The sequence below is a fragment of the Mycoplana sp. BE70 genome (assembly GCF_031455855.1).
In the GTDB taxonomy this organism is placed as follows: Bacteria; Pseudomonadota; Alphaproteobacteria; order Rhizobiales; family Rhizobiaceae; genus Mycoplana.
In genome coordinates this window covers 1-21,523 of sequence record NZ_JAVDTM010000002.1, presented here as the reverse complement: position 1 = coordinate 21,523, position 21,523 = coordinate 1, and the positions used below count along the sequence as shown (strand labels likewise).

Sequence of the window (21,523 nt, the reverse complement as noted above, 5' to 3'; positions counted from 1 at the left end):
TTTTCTTACACGAAACCGGCGCGGTGGCCACGGCCGCCGAAATCCCGGAAGGCCTCGCCGGGCCATGGGAACATTTATGCAATTGCACATGATCAGAACGCAGGCGGATGTCGCCGCCGGTCTCGTCGACCTGGCCCTGCTCGATGCCCGCCTCTTCGCCGTGATCGACAAGGCCGGCCCGGTGCCGCTGCGCCTTCACGATCCCGGCTACCGCGGCATGGCCGGCATTATCGTCTCGCAAATGGTGTCGCGTGCCAGCGCTGATGCCATCTGGCGGCGGCTGGAGGAGGTCGCCGGCGAAGTGACGCCGCATCACGTTCTCAACCTCACCGATGCCGACTGCCGCGCGGTCGGCCTTTCCCGCGCAAAGGCGGAAACGCTGCGTCGCGTTGCCGAGGCGGTGGATCGCGGCTCGGTCGATCTCGATGCGATCTGTCATATGGAGGCGGGCGCGGCGATCCAGGCGCTGACGGCGATCAAGGGGATCGGGCGCTGGACGGCGGAGGTTTACCTGCTCTTTTGTGCCGGACACCCCGACATCTTCCCCTCCGGCGACGTCGCCTTGCAAAATGCCGTGGCTCATGGGCTGGGGTTGTCTGTGCGGCCCTCGCAAGCGGAACTCGACGAGATCGCAGCGACCTGGTCGCCCTGGCGAGGCGTCTCTGCCCGACTGTTCTGGGCCTACTACGCCCGTGCGATGCGCCGCGAAGGTGCACCGCTTGCCTGACGCTTGCGCGACGGGGTTGCAAAGCGGCGAAACCGTGCTCCGACATTTCCTTTCCGGCTTCACAATGCTGTAACAACGGTCCTAATATAGAGGGGCAGATGCCGAATCGATCAGGAGAATCACTTGACGATTTCAGTTTCACCACAGGCCCTGCCAGCGCTCGTCTTGAACGCTGACTATCGGCCGCTGAGCTACTATCCCTTGTCGCTGTGGTCCTGGCAGGACGCGATCAAGGCCGTCTTTCTTGACCGCGTGAACATCATCGCCGAATACGAGCACTCGGTTTCCTCACCGAGCTTCACCATGCGCCTGCCGAGCGTCGTCTGCCTCAAGACTTATGTCCAGCCGTCGCGCTATCCGGCCTTCACCCGCTTCAACGTCTTTCTGCGCGACAAGTTCGAATGTCAGTATTGCGGCACGTCCGACGACCTCACCTTTGATCATGTTGTCCCGCGTGCCCATGGCGGCGAGACGACCTGGTGCAATGTCGTCGCGGCCTGCTCGCCGTGCAACCTGCGGAAAGGCAGCAAGCTGCCGAAACAGGCCGGCATGTTCCCGAGCCAGAACCCCTACCAGCCAACAGTGCAGGATCTGCACAACAACGGCCGGCTCTTCCCGCCGAACTATCTGCACGAAAGCTGGATGGACTATCTTTACTGGGACGTCGAACTGCAGCCCTGACCGGCGCCGGCCACCGGCTGGCCGCGCTGCTCCCGCGCCTCTCCCGCCTCAGACCTTTCTCGCCCGCACGCCGGCAAACGCGATCGCCGCGAAGAGAAGGCTTGCAATCACGTTCCAGCCGGCAAAGGACAACCCGAGGACGCGCAGCGAGGCTTCCGTGCAGGACGGCGGCTTCTTGGCATCGAGGTCGCCCAGCAGGTCGCCGGCATTCTGGGTCACGGCCTGGGCCGAGGTCGCGCAGGTAGAAGGCCCTTCCCAGAAGCCCCACTCTGCGCCGGCGTGATAAACGCCCATCCCGGCGCCGACCAGCATCATGATGCCGACGATCAGCAGCAGGCCGCGCGTCAGCCAGGCGGGGCCGCCAAGTGCCGCCGATACGACTGCCAGGCCCGCGACCGGAATACCGTAATAATAGGGCAGCCGCTCCAGGAGGCAGAGCGCGCAAGGAATGTAGCCGCCGATGTGTTCGAAACCGAGCGCGCTGCCGACCGTCGCGGCAAGGCCGAAGGTCAGCAGCAGGGCGTAGGGGAGGGCGGCTTTACGGTTCTGCAGGACGGCCGACATGGGCGCGCGCTCCTTTTCAGGCGATGTAACGATAGGCGGCGTAGAGAGCAATCAGCAGGGCCGCGCCGACGCCGGCGATGAGCCCGAGCTGCTTTTCGATGAAATGCCGGATCGGCTCGCCGTAGCGGCGAAGCAGCCAGGCGAGGAAGAAGAAGCGCGCGCCACGCGCCAGGATCGCCGAGACGATGAAAAGGCCGAGATTGATATTGGCGGCCCCGGAGAGGATGGTCACCACCTTGATCGGCGGCAGGTGCGCCAATCCGGACGTGACCAGCAGCAGAAGGAGGGTTTCATAGCCGACGGAGGCGCGCATCTCCTCGAAGGCATCAAGCTTTCCATAGAAGGCCAGGACCGGCTTGGCGATCGCCTCGAAGGCATAATGGCCGAGATACCAGCCGGCGATACCGCCCAGGACGGAGGCCACGGTCGCCACGAGCGCATAGCGCCACAGCCGCTCCGGGCGGGCAAGGCCCATCGGCAGGAACAGCACGTCGGCGGGGATGAGAAAGACCGAGCTTTCGACGAAGGCGATGATTGCGAGCCAGGCTTCCGCCGATTTGCGCGCCGCAAGCGACATGGTCCAGTCATAAAGGCGTCGAAGCATGGATGCGTCCCGATTGAAAGATCAGCCGCTTTTTACCAGCCCCCTTGTCTTTGTAAATCGCTGCACGGATTCGTGATTGCGTCGGGCAACTGTATTTGTCGGTTGACCCACCCAAAATCCTTCGTGTAAACGGCGATGACTGTTGTCGCAGGTCCCGTGCCCCATTGGCGGAACTGGTAGACGCGCTCGACTCAAAATCGAGTTCCGAAAGGAGTGCTGGTTCGATTCCGGCATGGGGCACCATTACTGAGAATAAATGGCATTATTTTCAATACCTTAAAGTCAATTCAACGCCGCCGATCCCCTTATTGATCCACCTTTGCGGGGTCGGTGCTGCATATCCTCGGTCATGCGAGCCGCCTGCCCGCCTTGCCGCTGGTGCTGCTTCCTTGGGCCGTTCCCGGCGTTATCGCCGGCGTCATTTGGCGCTGGATGTTCAACAACAATTACGGGGCGATCAATACCATACTGCACGCCCTCGGCATTATCGACCAGTATGTCTACTGGCTCAGTAAGCCAACCCTGGCGCTCCTGGCTGCGTGCATTGCGCAGACCTGGTCGCTGTTGCCCCTGTCAATCATCCTGATCATGGCGGCGCTGCAGAATATTCCGGAAGAGCAATACGAAGCGGCTCGGCTGGACGGTGCCAACAGCCTGCAGCTCTATCGATACGTGACGTTTCCGCACATTCGTACCTCGGTGGTGATCGTCGCTCTCTACAACAGTCTGATGGGGCTGACCGCATACGATATCGTCTACACATTGACGGCCGGAGGTCCCGGCACGGCTACCTCCGTGATCAGCTATTTTACCTGGACGATCTCTTTCACCCATTTGAACATCGGTCAGGGTGCAGCCCTCGCCACGATCATCGCGCTAGTCTCCATCGTCTTTATCGTTGGGATTCTAAGGGCACTGCCAAAGGGAGCGCTGAGCGATGTCGACTAGCATGCGAGAGCGCCTCGAAGCTGCGGTTCGCTATCTTTGGATAGCCATCCTGCTCGTTTTCGTCCTGACGCCCTTCCTCGTGACGTTGCTTGCGAGCCTGACGCCGGACAAGGCGATCATCTCCCAGCCGGCCCGGTGGTTCACCAGCGGATTTAATATAGACAACTATGTGTACATCCTAACGGGCAAGCTTCCCTCTCAATACGAGGTCGAAGCTGGCCAGCGAACGATGAGCATGGTGAGCCAGGAAATCCGATTCCTGCCTACGGCCATGTTGCATAGCATCATCGTTTCCCTTCTGGTCATGGCCTTCGACCTGATACTGGGTGCTCCGGCCGCCTATGCGCTAGTGAAGATGCGTATCCGGGGCAAGGGCGTAGTTTTGAACTTCATCCTTGGTACTCGTCTAATCCCGCTCGTGGCAGTGGCGATTCCCTATTACGAACTGATGCAACTGTTCAAACTGACCAACACGTTGACGTCGCTGGTCATCATGTATGTAGGCCTGACCTTGCCTTTTGTGATTTTGATCCTGTGCGTCGCATTTCGCCAGATCGACCGGGCGATCGAAGAGGCGGCGCAAGTCGACGGATTAAACCCGCTGCAAACGCTGGTCAGGATCGTCGTGCCTGTGGCAGCCCCTTCAATAGTCGGCGCGGGTCTGTTCGCCTTTATGCTTTCCTACTGTGAGTTCCTGTTCGGCCTGCTGCTGGCGACCAACCAGAGTGTGCGAACCATGCCGGTAACGATGGCAAGTGTGTCCGTGAACCCTGATGTCTCGCTGGGACTGACATGTGCAGGGATCATACTCGGCGTCCTGCCGGCGCTGATCGTGATCGTCCCGGTGTGGCGATACATGATCCGTGGTCTTGCTGAGGGAGCGACAAAGTGACGGTCGAGCCACTCCTTCATCTCGTAACAAGCGAGGAAAACCAATGAAACCTGCGCCCTTCGTCTATCATGCTCCCACCAGCCTTGAGAAAGCTGTGCAACTGCTCGATGAACTCGAGGGAGACGTTAAAATAACCGCCGGCGGGCAAAGCCTTCTGCCGATGATGAACCTCCGCATCGCGCGCCCGGATCATCTCGTGGATCTAAGGTTCTTGGACTCTCTGTCCGGCGTGAAGCTGACCGACACCCATTTGGTCGTGGGTGCGACGACTACACACCGCACAATCGAGACGAGCCCCGTCGTTCGCCGCGTAGCCCCGCTGCTGAGCGAAATGGCGTCGAACATCGGTCACATTCCCATCCGTGAGCGAGGCACCATCGGCGGCTCGGTGTCGCTCGCCGACCCGACAGCCGAGTTTCCCCTGGCTTCGGTCATGCTCGACGCGGAGATGACGCTGAGCAGCGTACGTGGGACACGCACCGTCAAGGCCGATCAGTTTTTCCATTCCGCGCTGCAAACCGAACTCGCCGAAGACGAAATTCTGACCAGCCTGGCTTTCCCGCTGGCCGACCGACATAGCGGCTCCGCCTTCATGGAGTTCTCGCGCCGCAAGGGTGATTTCTGCATCGTGGGCGTTGCAGCTTTGGTCAGCGTCAGGGACGGCCGCTTCGATACGGCCCGAATCGGACTGTGTGGCGTTTCGGATCGGCCATTCCTATCGAAGGTTGCCGAGCAGCTTTCCGGAGAGCCGGCAAACGAAGCGACGATGACCCGGATCGCCGATGCGATCTCTGCTGAAATCGAACCGATGACGGACGGGCGAGCCGAAATAGCGGATCGCCGCGACATTGCAAGGGCGCTTATCAAGCGAACCCTGCCGCTGGCCCACGAACGGGCGTTCGTCGCTGCGCAAGGAGGGAGCCAATGACAAGTGCGGACTCAAGAAAGGTGGAAATGGTGGTCAACGGGGAAACCGTTGTGGGCTCCGTACCGGACAGAAAGCTGCTGTGCGACTTCCTGCGGGAAGACCTATCATTGACCGGAACCCATGTCGGCTGCGAGCAGGGTGTGTGTGGTGCCTGCACCGTGCTAGTCGACGGCCGTCCGGCGCGTTCGTGCCTAATGCTCGCCGTTCAGGCACACGGCCGAACCATCACCACCATCGAGGGTGTATCCCGGCCCGACGGCTCCCTGCACCCGGTGCAGCGTGCCTTTCATGAGCAGCACGCGCTGCAATGCGGGTTCTGCACGCCCGGCTTCGTTATAAGCACGATTGCCTATCTCGATGAACGTGGCCCCGATGCGGGACCGTTGAGCGAGGATGAGGTCCGCGAGCATCTCTCGGGGTCTGTCTGCCGCTGTACCGGCTACACCAACATCGTTCGCGCGGTACACCAGGCCGCATCTGAGCTTGGCGCCCTGCAGGCGGAAGGAGGTGAATTGTGAGCAATTCCGCGAATATGGAGGCCAGGACGGCAACTCCCGAAGAGCCGAAATTCATCGGCCAAAGCACTCCGCGCAAGGAAGATCGCCGGTTCGTCCGCGGCAAGGGGTGCTTCACCGACGATATGGTTTTCCCGGGTATGTTGCACGCGGCGTTCGTACGCAGCCCCCATGCTCATGCCAGGATCAAATCGATCGACGCGGAGGCGGCGCTGAAGCTTCCAGGCGTCATTGCCGTGGTTACAGGGCGTGAGCTGGCCGAATTCACAACTCCATTCGTTTGTCGCCAGGAGGGCGCGCCACCGATGGAGATGGACGCCTTGCCGGTGGACAAGGTGCGCTTTGCTGGCGATCCCGTCGCATGCGTCGTGGCGGTCGACCGCTATGTCGCAGAGGACGGCGTCGATCTGGTCGAGGTGGACTGGGAAGTATTGCCGCCCGTTCTCGACATGTATCATGCTGCCGACGCGGGCATGCCTCTTGTGGATGAGAAACTCCCATCGAATATGCACACGCACGAAACGCGCCGATATGGCGACGTTGAAGCGGCCTTCGCCAAGGCCGATCGGGTCGTTACGGCGAAGTTCAGGACGCAGCGCCTCACTCACGTTCCCATCGAAACACGGTCGGTTGTGGCGGTTTGGGATGACGGTCGTGAGGAACTGACCTACTACGGTGCGGCGCAGACAGCCCATATCCTGCGAACCACGCTTGCCTCCCGTCTCGGCCTTTCCGAGAACAAGGTGAGGGTTATCTCGCCTGACGTGGGCGGAGGCTTCGGGCTGAAGCTTCCGCTTTTCCGGGAAGAATTCACGGTCTCGGCCATGTCGATGCGGCTGAAAAGGCCGATCAAGTGGGTGGAGGACCGGCTCGAGAATCTCACGGCTTCCAATCACGCCCGCGATGATGCGGTCTCCGTCGAGGTCGCAGTACTAAATGACGGTACCATTCTTGGCGTCCGCGCAGATCTGTGGGCGGACTTCGGTGCTTACGCCTTCTATCCGCCCAGCTACATTATCCACGTTGTGGGTTGGCTTCTGCTCGGAGCCTATAAGATCGATCACTACGAATACACGATCAATGTTGCCATAACAAACAAATGTCCAGCCGGTACACTTCGCGCACCGATGGCCATCGTTACCTGGGCAACGGACGGCATGATGCACCGGGTTGGGGAAGAGCTTGGGCTGGATCCTTTCGAGGTCAGGCGCAAGAACATGATTGCGCTGGACGACCAGCCTTACCAGTCCGCGCCCGGCTATCTGTACGAGGCCCTGACGCTGCGTGAAGGCTTTGACCAGACATTGGCTGAATTCGACGTGAAAGCATTTCGCGACGAACAGGCGCGCGCCGCCGAAAAGGGCCGCCTCCTAGGCTTGGGTATCGCAAGCGTGGTCGAACCCACAACTTACGGCTCGGCCTGGTACAAAGCCTCGGGCGACGATGGCAGCGGCCACGAGGCCGCGACCGTGAAGATCGAGCCCACCGGCACGATCAACGTGATGGCGGGCATCGTGGCGACGGGCCAGGGTTACGAGACTTCGGTAGCACAGGTAGTTGCCGAAGCGCTCGGCAGCGACCCAGCAAATGTCGATGTGCGGCTCGGCGACACGCATATCGCGCCTTACGGAATGGGCAGCCGCGGTTCTCGCGGTGCGGCGGCGGGGCACGGGGTCGCTTATCTGGCGGCAATGGAACTCCGGGAAAAAGTCCTCAAGATCGCGGCGCACCTGTTGCAGCGACCTGCGGAGAGCCTGCGCATCGTGAAGGATACGGTGGTCGCCACTGACAATCCGACTGTCTCCCTCCCGGTGAGCGAAATTGCTCGGATTGCCTACAACGATCCGACCAGCCTGCCGGAAGGGACGCCGCCGGGTCTGGAGGTCCACAGCACATATGATCCTCCCTTCATGACGTTCTCCAATGCGACGCATCTTTGCCGGGTGGAGATCGATGCGGAGACCGGTGGGGTGGAAATCATGAAATATCAGGTGCTCGAAGATGCCGGGACCTTAATCAACCCTATGATCGTAGATGGACAGGTTCATGGCGGAGTCGCCCTGGGTATCGGCCAGGTGCTGCTGGAGGAAATTCACTACGACGAGCAGGGCATGAATGTGAGCGCGACGCTTGCGGACTATCTCCTTCCCACCATGGACACCGTGCCGAGGATCGAGGTCACGCACGTCGAGACCCGGAACCCGAACACGCCCAACGGGATCAAGGGAATGGCGGAGGGACCGGTGCAAGGCGCGGTCGCAAGCGTGGCACTTGCGGTGCAGGATGCACTGGCGCAGGTTGGCGCTCGGTTGGACCAACTGCCGATGACACCCTCGCGAGTGCTGGCGGCCCTTCGCGCCGCGCATTCTCACGCAAATTCATGAAAACTGCGCCGGGCAATGCCGGATGCGCCGAGATTAGGCGCATCGATGACGCCCCGTCGCTCGGCTATGGCGGCCTCGTGCGAGTTCCGTCTCGGCGTTTCGCCGGGCGCTAACAGATTGAAGTCCAGGCGCACGCGCACAAACCGGAGAGTCCGGAGAGTGGCTGCTCCACAACCAGTGAAAGGAACAAGATGAGCACTTCGACCCAGCGCACCCCAATCAACGCCGAAGGCATCGTCGACTGGGGATTGCCCTACCCTCATGCGGTGAAATTCGGGAATCTCGTCTTTCTGTCGGGCCAACTGGCCCAGGATGAAGCCACCGGGCAACCCGTGGAAGGAGGCATCCAGCCGCAAACCCGTAAAGTCCTCGAGAACATCAAGGCTGTGCTCGAAGCAGCCGGAACCTCGATGGACATGGTCCTGAAAACGTCGTGCTTCCTTATGGATCGCAATGACTTCGATGATTTCAACGTCGTTTATCGCGAATTCTTCCCCAAGGGCAAGGAGCCCGCACGCTCGACCTTCCAGGTGGCCAAGCTTGCTCCGGGTTACATCATCGAGATCGAAGTCATCGCCGGTATTCCGGATTGACATCCTGCCTGAAGCCAACACGCAGTTGGCTTCAGGCACAGGCTTTCGTTGTGAGTTGCCTCGCATAATTCGCGAGAAGCCGGGCGGCAACCCATCGACGTGTTTCACAGATCCCTACAAGAGGGTTGATATGGCAAGCGTCTCCATCAGGAATATCAGAAAATTCTACGGTCAAGTTGAGACCCTAAAAGACCTGTCGGTTGATATCGACGATGGAGAATTTGTTATATTGGTCGGCCCTTCCGGATGCGGGAAGTCGACATTGTTGCGCATGATCGCGGGTCTGGAACGTACGAACGCAGGAGAAATCCGCATCGACGACACCATCGTCAATGAATTGCCTCCGAAAGCTCGGGATATCGCGATGGTCTTCCAGAACTATGCGCTTTACCCCCACATGACAGTCTCCAAAAACATGAGCTTTTCTTTGCGGCTGGCAGGCCTGCCGAAAGCGGAAATCGATAGGAAGGTCGACGCGGCTGCCCAGATTCTCGGGCTCCACGAACTGCTTGATCGCTTACCCAAGCAACTGTCGGGCGGACAGAGGCAGAGGGTTGCGATGGGGCGTGCCATCGTGCGCGACCCCAAGGTTTTCCTCTTCGATGAGCCGCTGTCAAACCTCGACGCGAAACTGCGCGTCCAGATGCGCTCGGAGATCAAGGACCTGCACCGCCGCCTCGGGAGCACGATCATCTACGTTACGCACGATCAGATAGAAGCGATGACCATGGCGGACAAGATCGTCGTCATGCATGCCGGCCTGATCGAGCAGATCGGATCTCCTCTCGAACTGTATGACCGACCAAAGACTCGTTTCGTAGCCGGTTTCATCGGGTCGCCATCCATGAATTTCATCGAAGGTACGCTGACGAAGTCCGGATTCAGAACGGCTGAGGGACTGCTGCTTCCGGTGGTGGCCAGGGATTTGCCTGCCAAGGACGTGCCGGCATCCTACGGGATACGTCCTGAGCATTTGACGCTGGCCGATAGCGGAATACCGGCCACTGTCGAGCAGGTAGAGCCAACGGGCGCCGAGACGCATGTCATTCTGAAACTAGGCGGCCAGCAGATCGTAGGGGCGTTCCGCGAACGCCTGTCCCTTGGCTATGGAGATCAGGTTTTCATCGTTCCAGACATTGAAAAGGTTCATCTTTTCGAAACTTCCGGGCGACGCATTAACTAGCTTCCCCATGTCTGGGCCGAGGATCATCCCGGCTACGACTTTCGCCAGCTTTGTCGAGTCAGGCTCCTCTACCGGAGCATTCTAAAATGGAGATTCGGGATGCAAATGAAGGATTCGGTGGCGATCCCAGCGGATCGTCGGTTGGTTTGGGAGGCGCTCAACAATCCGGAGATTTTGCGCCAGTGCATTCCAGGCTGCGAGGAACTGGAAATGATTTCCCAAACCGAGCTACGCGCGCAAGTGCTGCTCAAGATCGGGCCGATCAAGGCTCGCTTTGCCGGCGAGGTGACGTTGAGCGACCTCGATCCACCAAACGGCTATGTCTTGAGCGGAGAGGGAAAGGGAGGGGTCGCGGGCATGGCTAAGGGCGCAGCCCACCTGAAGCTCAGGGAAGAGCCCGTTGGCCATACCATTCTCGAGTATGAGGCGCGTGTCGACGTTGGCGGCAAGATAGCCCAGCTTGGAGCGAGATTACTCGATACGACGGCGACAAAGCTGACAAGGAAATTCTTCGAGGATTTCAGCCAGCTCGTTTCGAATAAAAGCGATAACTAGTAGTTCATATATTTGAAGGCGCGACTATGACTTCATCTGGCAATGCGCAACCGAAGGTGGGCTTCATCGGGCTCGGCAATATGGGCCGGTACATGGCCGGCCATATCCTTGCCACTGGCTGTGAGCTCCACATCCATAGCCGTACGCAGTCCAGGGCTCTGCCCCTCATTGAAGCCGGTGCAATCTGGCACGATCACCCTGGGGCTGTCGCAGCGGTCAGCGATGTCCTGATCACCATCGTCGGCTATCCCGCCGACGTAGAAGCCATCTATCTCGGAGCGGACGGAATTGTCGACAGAGCCCGGCCTGGCACAGTGCTCATCGACATGACCACTTCAAGCCCGGCTTTGGCGGTGCGCATCGCAGACGCCGCATCAAAGCGTGGAATCGCCGCACTAGATGCGCCGGTCTCGGGTGGGGATATCGGCGCGCGGGATGCCAAGCTCGCAGTTATGGTCGGCGGTGACGAGACAGCGTTCGACCAGGTTTTGCCGCTGCTGCAGGCGATCGGGAGCAACATCGTTCGGATGGGGGCGGCTGGTACCGGCCAACACACTAAGATGGCAAATCAGATAGCAATCGCATCGACAATGGTCGCTGTGGCGGAGAGCGTTACCTATGCCAATCGGGCCGGCCTGAATCCTGATCTTGTGTTGGAGGTCATAGGAACCGGGGCTGCATCGAGTTTTCTGTTGAACGGACTGGGGCGGAAGATGATCCGCGAAGACTTCGCGGCGGGTTTCTTCGTCCATCATTTCGCCAAAGACATGAAGATCGCGCTGGATGAGGCTGCGCGTATGGGGCTTGATCTGCCAGGCTTGGCGCTGGCCCACGCTCTTTACGATAAGCTCATGGAAGGCGGCTTCGGAGAAGAAGGTACCCAAGCACTATGTCGTGTCTACTATATGCTTCATTTGGACAGCCATGTGACCCGAGCCCCTCCAACTTGAGAGGGTTTTAATTCTGGCCTTATGAGTGCTTGGACTCCCCAATTCCGCAACCATACCTGATAAAGGACTGCTTTTGAAAAGCTTTGCTACTTGATTGATCGCAATATGCGATAGACCTGCATTCGAGAGCAATAGGCTGCTTTGGCGATTTCAGATGGGCCGACGCCATCGGAGTAAAGGCGCCGGATTAGCTCGTGGTCCAGTCGAGCCTTCGCACCCTTGTAAGCGCCCGCAGCCTTGGCCTTCTCGATACCTTCACGCTGGCGTTCCTTAATGAAGCGCCGCTCCATCTGGGCGACCATCCCGAGCACGGTCAAAACGATATGACCCATCTCCCCGCGTGTCGAAACATGCGGGTCAAGGACTGTTACGAATGCCCCGCGCTGCTGGCATTCATGCACGATATTCAGAACGTCGCGCGTGTCGCGTCCCAGCCGGTCCAGCCTCGTCACCAGAAGCTCGTCGCCGGCGCGCAGAAACTCAATCACCGTAGCGAGTTCGGCGCGCCCCTCGCGGCTGCCGCCCGATATTTTTTCGGAACGGATGATGTCGCACCTCTCTGCGCGAAGGCGATCAAGTTGAATCTGCAAATCCTGATCAGCCGTGCTGACGCGTGCGTAACCGATGCGTGCCATGTGTAACCTCAAGCTTTAGGCCCGAAGCTACCCTGTCACAAATAGCCGCTGTCAACCCAGATGTTACATAGCGCCTGTAACCCCGCCGCGTGTCACGGCAGGGTATACCCTCAAGGGACAGCGCGGCTGCGAATGAGGCAAACGGCGGCATTGCGCAAATTACGGTTCCTAAGCGTTTATGAAAGCCGGTTCCGACCGAAATCGCGGCCCGCAGTTAACGCGGAGAATCAACGTAGGTGAAGGAGGGGTGGCCCCCAAGAAAGCCGTTCCCGGACTCGCCGCGCCAAGTTCAGAAGCGGTCGCTCACGATCCAACGGTGATGGCGGCTAAAAGCCGAGCAAGCTCACCCGTCGTTGTTGATCCTCCGGCGACACCACGTAGTGAACAAAAGCGGGGCATTCTTTTATCGATCGGCCAATCAAGCGGATCAGCGTTTCGAGGCCGCGCTTCTGTCGATCACTGAAAGTCGCTTTTGCCCCGGCGAGATCGGTCGACGAGTTTCGATGCACAAAGTCAAAGAATTTCCCGAGAAGGCCAGCCATCGCGTCGGACACCTGCACCCATGAGCGGTCCTTCGAGTCAACAAACGAAAATTTCGAAGAGGAGCGGCGCCGTCGACCTCCTCGAATGTGACGCTCGCCGACGCGATCCATCGTGAGACCGAACACCAAACGAGCTGATGTATGCGTTCAGTTGTCCCGCACGCTAAACCGTGCAAATTTGTCGGCACTCAGCCACAGGGGGACTTGATGAGAATACCTTTGCAGTTGGAGACTCGTGATGAAGGTTTTATGCGCTTCCCGATGATGAGCGTAGATTTTGGCTTTGGAAGTAGGGGATACCACGCGAAAGCCCTAATAGACACCGGAGCTGATCTGCAGGCTTTAGATGAAACGTTACTGCAGAACCTTGGTTGTCCCCGAACCGGCGAGATGCACCGTGTTCGCACGGTTCATGGCGAGAAGAATTTTCACCGCTACCGGGTGATCATCGAGTTTCCCGTCATTCAGGCTGCGTCAGAGATTGAGGTCACCGGGATCGACTTAAGTGGAAGAACCTATCAAGCAATACTCGGTGTACCCCTGCTTGAGTTGGGTATTCTGCACCTGAACCCGCGAAACGAGAGCTATTTCGAGTTGTTCGCAGATCGAGTTGCATCACCGCCCACGTCCTCGTCATAGCTTCCAAAAGCTACCAGTCAGAAAACCAAGGCGTGCGACCTTCCAGTTTCGCGGCGCGCGACGGCAGCTGCGAACTGGCAATGGAAACGCGGTCTGGGACCCCTGTTCGGAGCCCGATCATGGAAGGCTTCAAGATTTGAGATTTTCAATGAGTCTCAGAGATCGCGTAGACAGCCTTTAGCTTCAGGCGAAGAAAAAGCTGAAGGCTTTTATCCCGATTTCAATTATCCCGTACAGAGTAGTGAGCACGCCCGCTGCCTTCACCAGATGGTTTGCCTCTAGATTGCCGACAATCTTGGGAGCATTTTTTATGGCCAAAACCATTCGAGCAGCCCGACCGACGACCCGTACAATCTCATCGTGACCGAATCCATCACGTCGGCTCACGCCACCTAATTGACCATCATACTCTGCAAGAATGGCGATATCGTCCTGCATTTGCAGTTGGAGTTCGCCTTCGGTGATGGCTTCCAGAACCGGAGCAGCTTTGATGATCGTTTGGACGTTCTCGTTCGAGAGCTTGTTTAGATCGGCGGATTGCAGGATCCTTCGATTTTCCGCAATGTTCGAATCTGTCGCCCGAATCCCCCGCGCTGCGTCGTCGAGGGCGTATAGTAGATCTTCAATCGCTTCAGAACGTGGCAGCTCCTCCTTGCGGATCTTTGCGGAGATGCTTCTATGGACGGAGGTCACATCCATCTCAATGCGTTGAGGGTTCTCCGCATAACTTGCGAGCATGCGGCGAAGCTTCCGGACTTCGTGATCGTGCTCTGCCAAACCGTTAGATTGCAATGCCACACAATCATCGAGGGCGTCACGAATCTGAACAAGGGTCGCCTTCAGTAGATCCTGTTTGGCGGCTAAGGTCGCTACGGCTCGGAATGCACCTGTCTCTTCGTTCAGAACAAGGCGTTCCGCCAATGGCAGGTGACGGTCGAGTCTGGAGGCTAATCTAACGATGCGTTCTTCAGCAGATTCCGTCGTCTGTCTGGGCGACCACTCGTATGTGCCATCTTCGTCAACAATAGTCTGAGCTATCGCTTCGATAGATTCGAAGCTGAAGGCAGAATCAAATTCTTCTTGGAGCGCCTCTAACGGCGAATATGGCCCCCCGTTCACCCACTGGTAGCCACCATCGGCTGAAGAATAAGGGAGGGAATTTGCTGGATCTTCGTAGTTGGCGTGGAACCACTCTCTCATCTCCCGCGCGTCAGCAGCGGAAACTGATGATGGTACATTGTCGAAAACGTAGTCGTCGGGATCGGGATCTGGTTCGTCATAGGCGATCTCAAAGCTAAAATCATTTCGAAGAACGTGCCCGTTTACATCGGCTTCGGGTGTGCCCGATATCGCGCCTTCCGGATACTCCGTAAGTGACCATGTTAGTTCACCAAGTTCATCGTGATAAACACGAGCAACCCAAAGGACCTCCGGTCCCATGTCTCGCTCATAAGTATCCATATCCTCCCACTGGATATCGCCATTTGGTATCTCGTAGATCCGGCCGCTGTCGCGATGCTCGATTACGGCCGTTCCGGAAGTCTGGATCATAACTCACCTGATGGATGGCATTTGTGCGTCCTATAAGGACAGCTTCTATCGGAAGAAAGCCTGAAAAACCGTTATGGCAAAACAGGCCGCATGCGGAGAGGTCGAGACTGTGTTCAACCTGAGTTCAATAACTACCTTTCCTCACAGGCGGCGAATTTCGTTGTTGGCAACTGATGATTGCTGGATCGTAATATTGACAGGTGATGTGGGCATGCAGAACATGTGAAGAACATTTTTTGGTCAGTCCACGTCTTCTAATCGCGCGTCGGGCAGTATTGCGCCCGTACGCGGTCCTTGAAAGGGCCGCCGATATGAGTGACATAAAGTACGGAAAACGCATGGCATCGCCGGAACGCATTACCATCCTTCATGTTAGTGACTTTCATTTCTCCGCGAAGCGCAAGCGAGACCAAGAGATGGTGGTCAGGGCGCTCCTAGATGATCTAAAGACCCTCTGCATCGGGCACAGAAAGCCCGATATTGTAGTTTTTGGCGGAGATCTTACGCAGGCGCCGCCGAGCGACAGTCACGCGGAAGCCTACGATTTTCTGTTGGAGCCACTGCAGAAAGTTACGAACACCTCACACGAGCGAATGTTTATTGTCCCCGGCAACCACGACGTGGAACGTGACGCGATCGATAATTTTCTCGATAGCCACCTAACATGGCAGTCGCAGTCAAATAATCTTGACGAAATAAACGCTGCATATGACGCAGGAAACTTTACTACGGCTCATAAAGCAAAGTTCGATAGTTATCTCGAACTTGAAGACTATCTGTCGAAAAGCTCGCTCGTATTTCAGAATATATTCTGCGCGGTATACCACATTGAAGCTTTGAATACCGACGTTGTCATCTTCAATTCATCTATTCTCTCGACTGGCGGTCACAAGTCATTTGATCGAGACGAAGGAAAGATGGTGATATCCGAGTTCGCGGTAGCGGAAGCTATGGATAAATTGAAGCCCGGCTCGTTCCGAATATTCACGACGCACCACCCTCTGGAGGTATTTTCGGAAAGTGGGAGAGCGTTCATGACACGGATGGTCGAGCGAAACGCCAATCTATTTCTCTTTGGCCATATGCATGATCCGACGTCCAAGCATATTGTTGGATTTGAAGGAAATGTTTTCTCCAATCAGGCAGGGGCGATATTCACTCACCGTAAAGACTATTATATCGGATACGGGCTTATATGTATCGAGAAGGAAAAAGGTTACTACGAGGCCATTCTCCGGAGCTATTATCCAGATAGGAACTGCTTTGACGATGCCATCGACAAGGTGAGGGGAGGGCGCTTTTACAACTCACAGGACGCAAGGCAATACTGGAGGAGTCTGTCGAGCCCGGTGGACGACGCAGCGTTTCGTAAGCAGTTGAGTGGTCCCGCATATAATAGCGTTGTCGCGGAACTGGTTGAGTTGGGCGTCCTGGACGCGGGTGGACGTCAGAATTTTGTCGCCCCGCGCCTTAACAAAATTGAAGTGGCGTCATCAAAAGAGAATGCTGCTCGTTTTGACACTCCTTTGCCGTTCGAGAAACTTGTAACAGATCCTGCGAATTTCATCGTCTACAGTCCGCAAGAATATGGGCGGACAACTGTTTTGCGCGAGTTGCAGCTCGAACTTTTGGCCAAGGCTGAGAGTCACGAGCTCGCCCGCCTGCCAATCATGATCTCGTTCGACGAAGTAGCGCAGAACGCAGCGCACCTGACACGCGTTGTGAAAAGTCGATCGCATATGGATAGCCAAGTGATCGATACCGAGGTCCTACTTAGACTTGGCTCGGTTTGCCTGCTAATTGACGATGTCGATTTCTCAGACCGCCGCAGGATGGCCATTATCAGGGACTTCATCTCCGCGTTCCCCAAGTGCCGCTATATACTCTCAAGCCTAAAGTCTTCCGCAGCGCCGTACGGTGCGCACGTTGTGCCTGAAGTGCCTGTCCGGTTTGAGTTTGTCGAACTTTGCGAGTTAAAGCGCAAGGAAATGCGGCAGTTGATCAAGCTAAAACTCGCCAACTCCGGAGATGTAGAGGCTATACTTGATCGTCTGCATTCTGAAATATCGGGAATTAATCTTCCATTCACCGCCGCGAATGGAACTATATTAATGACTATCTATGAACAAAACAGCAATTTTCGACCGATTAACCGCTCAGTGGTTATAGAGCAATTCGTGGATGCGACTCTCCGAAAAAGCTCGGCTGATCAAAGTCAGAGAGAGACTTTCGACTACTCCAACAAGACCGCATTGCTCGCCCATGTTGCTGGCTGGATGGCTAAAGAAAATTGCTACACACCCCAATTTGAGCGGTTTCGCGGGGCGATGAAAGCTTATGTGGACAAGGTTGGGCTAGTGGCAGATCTCGACCTACTGGCCGCCGAGTTCTTCGAGGCTAGAATCATGCGGCGACAGAGTGATGGCGGCGTCGCGTTTCGGTATCGCGCTGTTCTCGAGTACTTCATTGCCATTCAGATGATTGCCGAGCCGGATTTCAAGTTGTGGGTCCTCGATGACAGTCGCTACCTCTCTTTCATCAATGAAATTCAGTACTATGCCGGTAAAATTCGTAACGACGCGAAGGTTGTGGACCTGATTTCCGAACGATTCGCGCGGAACATCGACGAAGTGGCGGAAATTCTTGGTACTCCTTTCGACCCCGCGCAACTAGCTACGCTAGAACTCCCAAGAAAGGGAGATTCGGCTTCGCTGAGCCAGCTTTCAACGCATTTGATGGGGCAGCCGTTATCTCGTGAGGAGCGCGATGAGGCGCTTGAGGCGGAAATCCCTCGCGATGACGAAGATCGTCAGGTCGTATTCAGGCCGAGAATTGAGCACCCCGGACATAAGTTACTTGTCGGTCTTCTCCTATTCTCTGGCTTGGTTAAGAATATGGAGACAATTGATAGTTCGGATAAGCAAAGACATCTTAGGCTTGCGTGGAAGGGCTGGTCTTTGATGCTTAAATCGTCGTTGTCACTTGTTGAGGAGCTAGCTAAACACCGCCAGATGCGAATTAATGGAGTCTTGTATGAAATTCATGCTCCGCGAGCTATGCCTAACGAGGAGCTTGGCCGCCAGATCGCACTGGTTATGCCGACCAGCATAACCAGACTGATCTCTGCCGCGATGGGCACAGAAAAGCTTCAACTCCAATTGACAGAGCCTGAGCTCGACGATTCAGGTGAGCCTCTCGTTTACGAGTTTCTGCGCTCCTGCCTCATTGCAGACCTCAAGTTACCTGTGACGCCCAGCGTATTGAAGAATTTGATCAAGAAATTGGCCGCGAGCGAATATCTATCGGAAGCGCTTATATGGAAAATCATTGAACTAAGGAAAATGGACCAAATCTCCTCGCAACATTTCGAAGCTCTTCAGAGTGATGTTGCCGGTGCCATCGTGCGGCTACACGGCGGAAAGCCGTCGGACCTACACAGGGACAAATCGAAGCAGATTGAGAAGCTTCGGCGGGAGAGCCTCATGCTAAAAATCGCCCGTCAAAAGGAGGAGGTATGATGTTCTCCTTTGGCTGTAACGGGTGTCGGGTATGCGATAAGCCTGCGGTTTGGCGTAAAGCCGGGAAAGTTTTAGACATCCGGTCTGACTAGAAGCATTGTTGCTACGCAGTTGCTACGTTTCCTATTTTTTATCAAAACATTGAATATAAACAATTGCGTAGGTTGTTTTTAAAGGGTGCAGCCAGCCCTTGAACCAGCGGGGCATGGCTCGTTCATGATCGGCGCACTCACGCCTAGACGAAATTAACCAGCATTCGGGGGTGTGGACACGAGCTTTGCCCACTCCTCCAGTAAGTTGCGACGCTGCTCCAGGAAGTCAGTGCGACGATAGGCGCGCTCCACTTTGCCGCCAACCATATGCCCCAACGTCGTCTCTGCGACCTCGTACGGAGTGCTTGTCGCCTCTGCGATCCAATCGCGTAGGCTGGAGCGAAAACCATGTGGGCGGGCCGCCATCCCTCGACGCTCCATAAGCCGCGCCATGGTCGCATCAGAGATCACGCCCTTTTTGGAGTTGGCAAAGAGGTATCCGTCGCGAGCAAAGGCCTTTGCCTGTTCAATGATCGCAAGCGCTTCCGTCACAAGAGGCACACGGAAATCAGGCGTCTTATCCTTGCGCCCTTTTTGCTTTTCGCCGGGAATGGTCCAAACATCGTCATCGATTTGCTCTAGGCGCAAAAATCGCAACGGCGCGGAGCGCACGCCCGTGAGGATCAAAAGCCGCAATGCGAGGTGGGTCGTCGTGCCGTCTGAAAGAGAAGCATAGAAGGCCGCCACTTCCGGCCAAGGTAGCGCGGGTATGTTCTCTGGCTTGTGCCTCTGCTGGCCTAGAAGCGCTCTCGCCTTTTCGGTCGCCTGCAAATCGACCTCGTGACCCAAGGCGGCTGCATGGCGCATGCAGATGGCGAGGCGGTTCAACGCTTTTCGCGCGGTCTCTGCTTTTGAATGCCATATCGGAGAGAGGGTATCGCGGATGGCGATCTGATCGATGTCGCTCACAGGCTTCTTGCCAAGTTTTGGCAGCACATGGATTTCCAGTGGGCTGAACCAGCGCCCCGATTTTCCGTCGTTCTTCAGTTCCGCCTTGCGGCTCTCAAACGCATCAATCGCCACGTCTTCCAACAGGTGAAGGCGCCTTTCGGCCTGCCGCCGCTCGCGTTCCCGTTCGCTCATCGGATCAAGGCCCTTGGTCAGCACGCTGCGCCATTTGTCCGCAGCTTCACGAGCGTCTTTCAATGACACGTCTTGGACAGAGCCCAGTCCCATTTCTCGACGCCGGCTGTGCATCGTATAGCGGAGCACCCATTGCCCCGGGCCGTATTCTCGCTTGTACAGCCAGAGACCGCCCCCGTCCGAATGCTTGCCGGGGCCGGCATTCTTCACCGCCAACGCTGAAAGCTTGTTCAATGCCCTCGCCATTCTGATCCCCCTTTTGATCCCCCTTTCGCTTTTGGCTTTGGGTGAGCAAAGGCGTACTACGATGGATACATAATGGCAAGAAATCGTAGGAAAATCAGCGAGTCTATGATCGTATTGAGCAAAAATGTACCTTGTTGGACAAGTATTCAATGCCGGCATGGGGCACCATCTTCCACAGTAGACGCGCCGATTTCAAAAACTTCTTATCTGGTGGATGGCAACTCCTGCTTTTGATCCATCTTTAAGGCGGGCCTGGCGAACAGCCTGTTAGAGTTGTTGGGACGGGTTACTCTATCCTGAGTGTCCACACGCATATGCGGGATTTGCCGACCTGAGCCACGCACGTCCGACCTGCGATCAAGACCCGCAATGACATTTCGGATCGATGTGATCTTTCAGTACGAAGGTAGGCAACCTTCTCCTTCTGAGAAAGCTGACACCTGGCACGGGGGGCGTCGTCCGACTATGCCGCGGTAGCAACGTGCAGGCTTCTTTATAGACGCTGGCCGCTCGCGGGCGCATATCAACCGACCCGTCGACCGTGCGCGGTGCAGACGCTGGCCGAATCAGTGGGCTCCGCCCTTTGATTCGGGTTGAGTGATAGGGAAGAGTCCCCGGCAAGCGCGAAACCGTTCGACAAATTTGAGGTTGCTCGCCTCCAAATGCCGAGCTTCCGGTTGTAAAATTGCGATATTCACAGATTTTTCCTGATTTTCGCCTGCCGCGCGAAATTTTTGTATCTCGCGGCCCGCATCTTTCAGAAAACGCTAATGTTTTCAGTGGGCGCTCATGGGATTCAGTTGTATCGATAAGTTGCCGCAGGCAATTCGCACCGGGTTGTTGCCCCAATTTGGGCAAACCGGATTTCTGCAACTATTTCAAAAAACAGTTCTCCGATCATCCGGATAATGTGGCAGCAATGAGGCCATTTTTCTCAGTTCTTTTATTGGGTTAGTGCTGTTGCGCCTCCGAAAACGCTGAACTATTAGTCCCGCCGTACCGCCGGAATAACCAAAACTATTATCCGGCACCCATAGAAGTAGTAACCACCGTCTCCAAAGGGTTTAGGGTGGGGAGAAAGGCTAAGAAGCAGTGACAAGCAACATTCGCGATGTAACCAAAGCCGGAGTCCAGGCTGAAACGACGCTCGTCGACCTCATCGGCAATGCCATCAACGAAAACAGCCAGACTGCGGCTCTGACGCTTGAGAAGATTTTCGATCGTCTGTCGAAGATCACCGACCACAACAACGACGCCGGCAACAGCTTTGCCGACCGTCTCAGCACAGCCCTCGACAAGCTGCGGTCCGCCCATGACAGCGACAAGGGCTGGAACGGCTCGTCGTCGTCCGACAAGTCGGAAACCACGTCCACGAAGGGCGATCTGGATTCGACGACGGACCTCGCCTCGACGAAGCCGGGTTCGGTGACCGACACCGTATCCGCGCCGACCGTATCCGACACGCAGGACGAAACGGCCTTGATCACTCCGGCGAAGCCCGTCGCTGATGCTCCGGCCGCCGCTGCTGCCGCCGCTGCCGCCTCGACGGTCACCGGCTTCCCGGATGCCTCGAACACCGGCATTGCCGCCGGCTCGACCATGACCAAGTTCACCGGCACCTACCGGGTCACCCAGGACAACGCGGTGATCAGCAACCTGGAAGTCTACGGCGCCATCATCATCGACGCCAAGA

At 56.8% G+C, this 21,523-nt stretch carries 19 protein-coding genes, 1 tRNA gene and 1 pseudogene; 15 read left to right on the top strand and 6 right to left on the bottom strand.

What is annotated here, in order from left to right:
• Positions 1-82 precede the first annotated feature (82 nt).
• Positions 83-727, top strand: coding sequence for a DNA-3-methyladenine glycosylase (locus J2Y48_RS03470; protein WP_310414270.1), 645 nt, complete (start codon positions 83-85; stop codon positions 725-727).
• 123 nt (positions 728-850) lie between these two features.
• On the top strand, positions 851-1,408 hold the full coding sequence (locus J2Y48_RS03465; RefSeq protein ID WP_192251134.1) for an HNH endonuclease: 558 nt from the start codon (positions 851-853) through the stop codon (positions 1,406-1,408).
• A 48-nt stretch (positions 1,409-1,456) separates the two neighbouring features.
• On the opposite strand, the gene J2Y48_RS03460 is transcribed toward J2Y48_RS03465, so the two are convergent.
• On the bottom strand, positions 1,457-1,972 hold the full coding sequence (locus tag J2Y48_RS03460; RefSeq protein ID WP_310412780.1) for a disulfide bond formation protein B: 516 nt from the start codon (positions 1,970-1,972) through the stop codon (positions 1,457-1,459).
• A gap of 16 nt (positions 1,973-1,988) precedes the next feature.
• Positions 1,989-2,576, bottom strand: coding sequence for a YqaA family protein (locus tag J2Y48_RS03455; protein WP_310412778.1), 588 nt, complete (start codon positions 2,574-2,576; stop codon positions 1,989-1,991).
• Positions 2,577-2,734: 158 nt separating this feature from the next.
• Between J2Y48_RS03455 and J2Y48_RS03450 the strand changes: the two genes are divergently transcribed.
• From J2Y48_RS03450 to J2Y48_RS03405, 10 genes are all read left to right on the top strand, one after another.
• Positions 2,735-2,819 (top strand) — tRNA-Leu (locus J2Y48_RS03450).
• 87 nt (positions 2,820-2,906) lie between these two features.
• The gene (locus J2Y48_RS03445; protein WP_310412775.1) at positions 2,907-3,524 is read left to right on the top strand and encodes a sugar ABC transporter permease; all 618 of its coding nucleotides are present in this window, start codon (positions 2,907-2,909) and stop codon (positions 3,522-3,524) included.
• On the top strand, positions 3,514-4,416 hold the full coding sequence (locus tag J2Y48_RS03440; RefSeq protein WP_310412772.1) for a carbohydrate ABC transporter permease: 903 nt from the start codon (positions 3,514-3,516) through the stop codon (positions 4,414-4,416). Before J2Y48_RS03445 ends, J2Y48_RS03440 begins: the two co-directional genes overlap by 11 nt.
• Positions 4,417-4,459: 43 nt before the next feature.
• Positions 4,460-5,344: a xanthine dehydrogenase family protein subunit M gene (locus J2Y48_RS03435; RefSeq protein WP_310414268.1), complete on the top strand. Its 885-nt coding sequence runs from the start codon at positions 4,460-4,462 to the stop codon at positions 5,342-5,344.
• Positions 5,341-5,862, top strand: coding sequence for a 2Fe-2S iron-sulfur cluster-binding protein (locus J2Y48_RS03430; protein ID WP_310412769.1), 522 nt, complete (start codon positions 5,341-5,343; stop codon positions 5,860-5,862). Before J2Y48_RS03435 ends, J2Y48_RS03430 begins: the two co-directional genes overlap by 4 nt.
• Positions 5,859-8,243 carry a xanthine dehydrogenase family protein molybdopterin-binding subunit gene (locus J2Y48_RS03425; protein ID WP_310412766.1) on the top strand — a complete coding sequence of 795 codons (2,385 nt, stop codon included), beginning with the start codon at positions 5,859-5,861 and terminating at the stop codon, positions 8,241-8,243. The genes J2Y48_RS03430 and J2Y48_RS03425 overlap by 4 nt, the downstream gene beginning before the upstream one ends.
• Positions 8,244-8,434: 191 nt before the next feature.
• Positions 8,435-8,836 carry a RidA family protein gene (locus tag J2Y48_RS03420; RefSeq protein WP_310412763.1) on the top strand — a complete coding sequence of 134 codons (402 nt, stop codon included), beginning with the start codon at positions 8,435-8,437 and terminating at the stop codon, positions 8,834-8,836.
• A 130-nt stretch (positions 8,837-8,966) separates the two neighbouring features.
• Positions 8,967-10,019: a sn-glycerol-3-phosphate ABC transporter ATP-binding protein UgpC gene (locus J2Y48_RS03415; RefSeq protein WP_310412760.1), complete on the top strand. Its 1,053-nt coding sequence runs from the start codon at positions 8,967-8,969 to the stop codon at positions 10,017-10,019.
• A 99-nt stretch (positions 10,020-10,118) separates the two neighbouring features.
• Positions 10,119-10,574 carry a carbon monoxide dehydrogenase subunit G gene (locus J2Y48_RS03410; protein WP_310412757.1) on the top strand — a complete coding sequence of 152 codons (456 nt, stop codon included), beginning with the start codon at positions 10,119-10,121 and terminating at the stop codon, positions 10,572-10,574.
• Positions 10,575-10,600: 26 nt separating this feature from the next.
• Complete coding sequence (locus J2Y48_RS03405; RefSeq protein ID WP_310412754.1) at positions 10,601-11,524, top strand: NAD(P)-dependent oxidoreductase; 924 nt, start codon at positions 10,601-10,603, stop codon at positions 11,522-11,524.
• An 86-nt stretch (positions 11,525-11,610) separates the two neighbouring features.
• On the opposite strand, the gene J2Y48_RS03400 is transcribed toward J2Y48_RS03405, so the two are convergent.
• Together J2Y48_RS03400 and J2Y48_RS03395 are read right to left on the bottom strand one after the other, a co-directional pair.
• A complete protein-coding gene (locus J2Y48_RS03400; protein ID WP_310412751.1) occupies positions 11,611-12,159 on the bottom strand; it encodes a recombinase family protein in 549 nt (182 codons plus the stop codon).
• A gap of 326 nt (positions 12,160-12,485) precedes the next feature.
• Positions 12,486-12,812 carry a hypothetical protein gene (locus tag J2Y48_RS03395; protein WP_310412748.1) on the bottom strand — a complete coding sequence of 109 codons (327 nt, stop codon included), beginning with the start codon at positions 12,810-12,812 and terminating at the stop codon, positions 12,486-12,488.
• A gap of 96 nt (positions 12,813-12,908) precedes the next feature.
• On the opposite strand from J2Y48_RS03395, the gene J2Y48_RS03390 reads away from it, so the two are divergent.
• On the top strand, positions 12,909-13,340 hold the full coding sequence (locus tag J2Y48_RS03390; protein ID WP_310412745.1) for an aspartyl protease family protein: 432 nt from the start codon (positions 12,909-12,911) through the stop codon (positions 13,338-13,340).
• A gap of 183 nt (positions 13,341-13,523) precedes the next feature.
• On the opposite strand, the gene J2Y48_RS03385 is transcribed toward J2Y48_RS03390, so the two are convergent.
• A complete protein-coding gene (locus tag J2Y48_RS03385; protein WP_310412742.1) occupies positions 13,524-14,891 on the bottom strand; it encodes a hypothetical protein in 1,368 nt (455 codons plus the stop codon).
• A gap of 338 nt (positions 14,892-15,229) precedes the next feature.
• Here J2Y48_RS03385 and J2Y48_RS03380 point away from each other — a divergent pair, with 338 nt between their 5' ends.
• The gene (locus tag J2Y48_RS03380) at positions 15,230-18,409 is read left to right on the top strand and encodes a metallophosphoesterase (protein WP_310412739.1); all 3,180 of its coding nucleotides are present in this window, start codon (positions 15,230-15,232) and stop codon (positions 18,407-18,409) included.
• A 245-nt stretch (positions 18,410-18,654) separates the two neighbouring features.
• Here the strand turns inward: J2Y48_RS03380 and J2Y48_RS03375 are convergent, their stop codons facing one another.
• Entirely contained in the window at positions 18,655-19,830 is a 1,176-nt protein-coding gene (locus tag J2Y48_RS03375; RefSeq protein ID WP_310412736.1) for an integrase arm-type DNA-binding domain-containing protein, read from the bottom strand.
• A 1,092-nt stretch (positions 19,831-20,922) separates the two neighbouring features.
• Between J2Y48_RS03375 and J2Y48_RS03370 the strand changes: the two are divergent.
• Positions 20,923-21,523, top strand: a pseudogene (locus J2Y48_RS03370) (hypothetical protein); the annotation flags it as partial.

What these genes read in the sequence shown, in the direction of transcription:
- J2Y48_RS03395 (WP_310412748.1), bottom strand. Translation starts at nt 12,812, where the DNA reads ATGGATCGCGTCGGCGAGCGTCACATTCGAGGAGGTCGACGGCGCCGC.
- J2Y48_RS03405 (WP_310412754.1), top strand. Translation starts at nt 10,601, where the DNA reads ATGACTTCATCTGGCAATGCGCAACCGAAGGTGGGCTTCATCGGGCTC.
- J2Y48_RS03380 (WP_310412739.1), top strand. Translation starts at nt 15,230, where the DNA reads ATGGCATCGCCGGAACGCATTACCATCCTTCATGTTAGTGACTTTCAT.
- J2Y48_RS03455 (WP_310412778.1), bottom strand. Translation starts at nt 2,576, where the DNA reads ATGCTTCGACGCCTTTATGACTGGACCATGTCGCTTGCGGCGCGCAAA.
- J2Y48_RS03400 (WP_310412751.1), bottom strand. Translation starts at nt 12,159, where the DNA reads ATGGCACGCATCGGTTACGCACGCGTCAGCACGGCTGATCAGGATTTG.
- J2Y48_RS03460 (WP_310412780.1), bottom strand. Translation starts at nt 1,972, where the DNA reads ATGTCGGCCGTCCTGCAGAACCGTAAAGCCGCCCTCCCCTACGCCCTG.
- J2Y48_RS03435 (WP_310414268.1), top strand. Translation starts at nt 4,460, where the DNA reads ATGAAACCTGCGCCCTTCGTCTATCATGCTCCCACCAGCCTTGAGAAA.
- J2Y48_RS03390 (WP_310412745.1), top strand. Translation starts at nt 12,909, where the DNA reads ATGAGAATACCTTTGCAGTTGGAGACTCGTGATGAAGGTTTTATGCGC.
- J2Y48_RS03430 (WP_310412769.1), top strand. Translation starts at nt 5,341, where the DNA reads ATGACAAGTGCGGACTCAAGAAAGGTGGAAATGGTGGTCAACGGGGAA.
- J2Y48_RS03420 (WP_310412763.1), top strand. Translation starts at nt 8,435, where the DNA reads ATGAGCACTTCGACCCAGCGCACCCCAATCAACGCCGAAGGCATCGTC.
- J2Y48_RS03410 (WP_310412757.1), top strand. Translation starts at nt 10,119, where the DNA reads ATGCAAATGAAGGATTCGGTGGCGATCCCAGCGGATCGTCGGTTGGTT.
- J2Y48_RS03440 (WP_310412772.1), top strand. Translation starts at nt 3,514, where the DNA reads ATGTCGACTAGCATGCGAGAGCGCCTCGAAGCTGCGGTTCGCTATCTT.
- J2Y48_RS03415 (WP_310412760.1), top strand. Translation starts at nt 8,967, where the DNA reads ATGGCAAGCGTCTCCATCAGGAATATCAGAAAATTCTACGGTCAAGTT.
- J2Y48_RS03375 (WP_310412736.1), bottom strand. Translation starts at nt 19,830, where the DNA reads ATGGCGAGGGCATTGAACAAGCTTTCAGCGTTGGCGGTGAAGAATGCC.
- J2Y48_RS03385 (WP_310412742.1), bottom strand. Translation starts at nt 14,891, where the DNA reads ATGATCCAGACTTCCGGAACGGCCGTAATCGAGCATCGCGACAGCGGC.